This is a genomic window from Pseudomonas sp. (assembly GCF_040514055.1).
Lineage (GTDB): Bacteria > Pseudomonadota > Gammaproteobacteria > Pseudomonadales > Pseudomonadaceae > Aquipseudomonas.
This window is the reverse complement of the sequence record NZ_JBEVDL010000019.1, coordinates 1-3707: the sequence shown is the minus strand read 5'-3', so window position 1 is coordinate 3707 and position 3707 is coordinate 1. Positions and strand designations below refer to the sequence as shown.

4 protein-coding genes are annotated in these 3707 nt (G+C 64.7%); 3 read left to right on the top strand and 1 reads right to left on the bottom strand.

The features are described from left to right. Positions 1–256 precede the first annotated feature (256 nt). Complete coding sequence (locus tag ABWY06_RS05605; RefSeq protein WP_150785708.1) at positions 257–1162, bottom strand: LysR substrate-binding domain-containing protein; 906 nt, start codon at positions 1160–1162, stop codon at positions 257–259. A gap of 168 nt (positions 1163–1330) precedes the next feature. Between ABWY06_RS05605 and ABWY06_RS05600 the strand changes: the two genes are divergently transcribed. From ABWY06_RS05600 to ABWY06_RS05590, 3 genes are all read left to right on the top strand, one after another. Further along, positions 1331–2455: an NAD(P)/FAD-dependent oxidoreductase gene (locus ABWY06_RS05600; protein ID WP_353924584.1), complete on the top strand. Its 1125-nt coding sequence runs from the start codon at positions 1331–1333 to the stop codon at positions 2453–2455. Next, on the top strand, positions 2445–2783 hold the full coding sequence (locus ABWY06_RS05595) for a (2Fe-2S)-binding protein (RefSeq protein WP_128869673.1): 339 nt from the start codon (positions 2445–2447) through the stop codon (positions 2781–2783). The genes ABWY06_RS05600 and ABWY06_RS05595 overlap by 11 nt, the downstream gene beginning before the upstream one ends. After that, positions 2776–3707 (top strand): NAD(P)/FAD-dependent oxidoreductase (locus ABWY06_RS05590; protein WP_353924583.1); only part of this gene is annotated, 932 nt, incomplete at its 3' end. The genes ABWY06_RS05595 and ABWY06_RS05590, both read left to right, overlap by 8 nt.

Genomic DNA, 3707 nt, shown 5'->3' with positions numbered 1-3707 from the left:
TGTAGGAGCCGGCTTGCTGGCGAAGGCGTCTGCATGGTCGATGCAAGACTTGAGGCCGCTTTCGCTGGCAAGCCAGCTCCTACAGGGATCACCTGCGTATAGATTGATTGTGGTCGGCGCTAATCCCCTGTAGGAGCCGGCTTGCTGGCGAAGGCGTCTGCATGGTCGATGCAAGGCTTGAGGCCGCCTTCGCCGGCAAGCCGGCTCCTGCATGGGGTTTGCGCTGGGCACGGATTTTGTGTTTGGCCGGTGCTTTTCAGAACCGATACTCGGCTGGGACCTGATGGGCGATGAAGTGCTGCATGTGTTCGAAAAAGCGCGTCTGCAGTTTCGACGTCGGCCCCTGCACCGGCAGCAGCAGGCTGAAATCCATTTCGATCGCCGGCTCGAACGCCCTGAACACCACGCCATTGCCGCGGTATTCGACCGCGCTGATGGCGTCGACCAGCGCGACCCCCAGCCCTTGTTCGACAAAAGTGCACATGGGCAGCGACAGTTGGGTTTCCAGGCGCAGTTCGCGCTCGACCCCGTACGCGGCAAATATCGAGTCAATGTGTTGGCGCGAGGCGATGGATTGCGGGTAGGAAATGAACGCCTCGCCTTGCAGGTCCTCGGGATGGATCGTGGCCTTGCCCTGCAAGCGATGGTTGGCCGGCAGGGCGCAGAGCATGCGGGTGGCCAGGAGTTTTTCGGCGCGCGGGCTGGGGTAGGTATTGGGCAGGACGATGATGCCCAGGTCGCAGCGCTGGCCGACCACCAGGTCCACGACCTCGCGCGAGGAGTGCACCACCAGCGAAATCTGCACGTGTTCATGCTCGGCCATGAACGCGGCGATGGCGCGTGGCAGGAATGAAAGCCCCATGGCCGGGGCGCTGGCGATGTGCAGTGAACCGCGTTTAAGGCTGCGGATGTCCTGCGCCGTGCGGGCAATGCGTTCGACCCCGAGCAACGAGCGCTGGACTTCCTGGTACAGCGTCATGGCTTCGGCGGTCGGTTGCAGCCGCCCCTTGATCCGGTCGAACAAACTGAAACCGATGTCCTCCTCGAGGCTGGCAATCAGTCGCGTCGCGGCCGGCTGCGAGATGTGCAGCATCTCGGCGGCACGGGTGACGGTCTGGCCGAGGATGACCGCGCGAAAGGCCTCCAGTTGACGAAGATTCATGGCGGGTATCCTTGGCTAATATCCATAACAAAAAGACATGACCTTGGCAAAATAAAGCATTTTTCAAGTCGCTGACAGCGCTCTAGGATCTTCTGCATCAAGATCATTCAGGCGTAATGCCTGCGCTGCAGGTGATTTCGCGGCGTTGAAAGAGCGGCAGTGCCAATCATGCAAAAAACTGATGTGATGATCGTAGGGGGTGGTTTGGTCGGGCTGTCCATTGCCTATGGCCTGGCCCTGCTCGGTCGCCAGGTCAGCGTCTTCGACGAGGGCGATGACGCCTATCGGGCGGCGCGGGGTAACTTCGGCCTGCTGTGGGTCCAGGGCAAGGGCTACGGGATGAGTCCCTATGCGCAATGGACTCGCGATTCGGTGGCGCTTTGGCCTCGGTTCGCCGCCGCGTTGCAGGCCGACAGCGGCATTGACCTCCATCTGCGTCAGCCCGGCGGATTCCAGCTGTGTTTGAGTGAGCAGGAGATGGCCGAGGAAAGCCGTCGACTGCGCTGGTTGCGCGACGCCATGCACGGTGATTATCCGTTCGAACTGCTTGATCCAGCGCAACTGCGCGCTCGTTTGCCGGGCGTGGGACCGTCGGTGGTGGGCGGCTGTTACTCGCCCATGGACGGTCAGGTCAATCCGTTGAAATTGCTGCGTGCGCTGTACACCGCCTGCCAGGTGCGCGGGGTCAGGATCCTCAATGGCCAGCGGGTCCGCGCCATTGGCCAGCACGGCTCGGGCTTCGAACTGGATACCGGTGAACAGCGCTGGTACGCCGGGCAGTTGGTGCTGGCCGCCGGGCTCGGCAATCGCGAACTGGGCGCGCAGTTGGGCATGGACGTGCCGGTGAGCCCCAATCGGGGGCAGATTCTGGTGACCGAGCGTCTCAAACCCTTTCTGCATTACCCCACCACCTACGTGCGCCAGACCGACGAAGGCACGGTGCAACTGGGCGATTCCCATGAGTCGGCGGGTTTCGACGACGGTACCAGCAGCGACGTGATGGCCGACATCGCCCGGCGCGCGGTGCAATGCTTTCCCCGGTTGGGCCAGGTCCGTCTGGTTCGGGCCTGGGGTGCGCTGCGGGTGCTGAGCGCCGACGGCTTGCCCATCTACGAAGCTGCGCAGGCCTGCCCGGGGGCAGTGGTGGTCAGTTGCCACAGTGGCGTGACCCTGGCGGCGATCCATGCCTTGCGCCTGGCGCCGTGGATTGCCGGTGACTATGACGAGCCGGCCGTGGCGCCTTTCAGTCTGCAGCGCTTCAGGCGCAAACCCGAGGTGCGCCATGCCGGCTGACAGTTTGTTCCGGGCGTTGGGCCCGGCGGAAAACACCGTGCAGATCGAATTCGAAGGCGCGTCGTTAGCGGTGCCCGCAGGCATTTCCCTGGCCGCCGCCTTGCTGCTCAGCGGCGTCACTCATACCCGCGACAGTGCAGTCAGCGGCAGGCCCGGCGCGCCCTTTTGCATGATGGGCGTGTGCTTCGAGTGTCTGGTGGAGGTGGACGGGCAGGCCAATTGTCAGGCGTGCCTGCTGCCGGTTCGTGCGGGTATGCGTGTGCTGCGCCAGCGCGGGGCTCGGGATTTTCTGGAGAGTGGCCACGACGAGGAGGGCGCCGATGAATAAGCCAACAGTCGACCTGATCGTGATCGGCGCCGGCCCCGCCGGCCTGAGCGCGGCGCTTGAGGCCACGCGCCACGGCCTGTCGGTGGCGGTGCTGGATGAACAGGGCAGCCCCGGTGGGCAGATCTATCGCAATATCCGGCAGGCCGATGCGCGCAGCCGCCGCGTATTGGGCGATGACTATGGGGCGGGTGCGGCGCTGGTCGCGAAATTCCTCCAGTGCGGGGCCCGCTACCTGGCCAACGCGGCCATCTGGCAAGTGACGCCACAGCGGCAGGTGCATTACCTGATCGATGGCCGCGCCGAGATCCTGCACGGGCGTCATGTATTGATCGCCACCGGTGCGTTCGAACGGCCCATGCCCATTCCGGGCTGGACCTTGCCGGGCGTGATGACGGCCGGCGCCGGGCAGATCCTGCTCAAAAGCGCCGCGCTGGTGCCGCAAGGGCCGGTGGTGCTGGCCGGCTGCGGACCCTTGTTGTACCTGCTGGCGGTGCAATACTTGCGCGCCGGCATCGCCATCGAAGCGCTGGTGGACACCAGTGGCCGGGGCGATCTGCGGCGTGCCTGGCGCAACGTCCCGGGCGCCTTGCGCGGCTGGCGTGACCTGCTCAAGGGCGGGCAATTGCTGGTCGAATTGAAACGCGCCGGGGTCAGGCATTTCCGCGAGGCCCGGGATCTGCAGATCGAAGGCACGGCGCAGGCCAGCGCCCTGAGTTTCGCCAGTGGCGGTCGGCGCCGGACCCTGCCGGCCTCGCTGATTCTGCTGCACCAAGGCGTGGTACCCAACACCCAGATCAGCTGGTCGCTGCGCCTCGAACATGACTGGAGCGAACAGCAACTGTGCTGGATCGCGCGTCGCGACAGCCAGGGTGAAACCAGTCTGCCGGGCATTTTCATCGCCGGTGACGGTGGCGCCATCGGCGG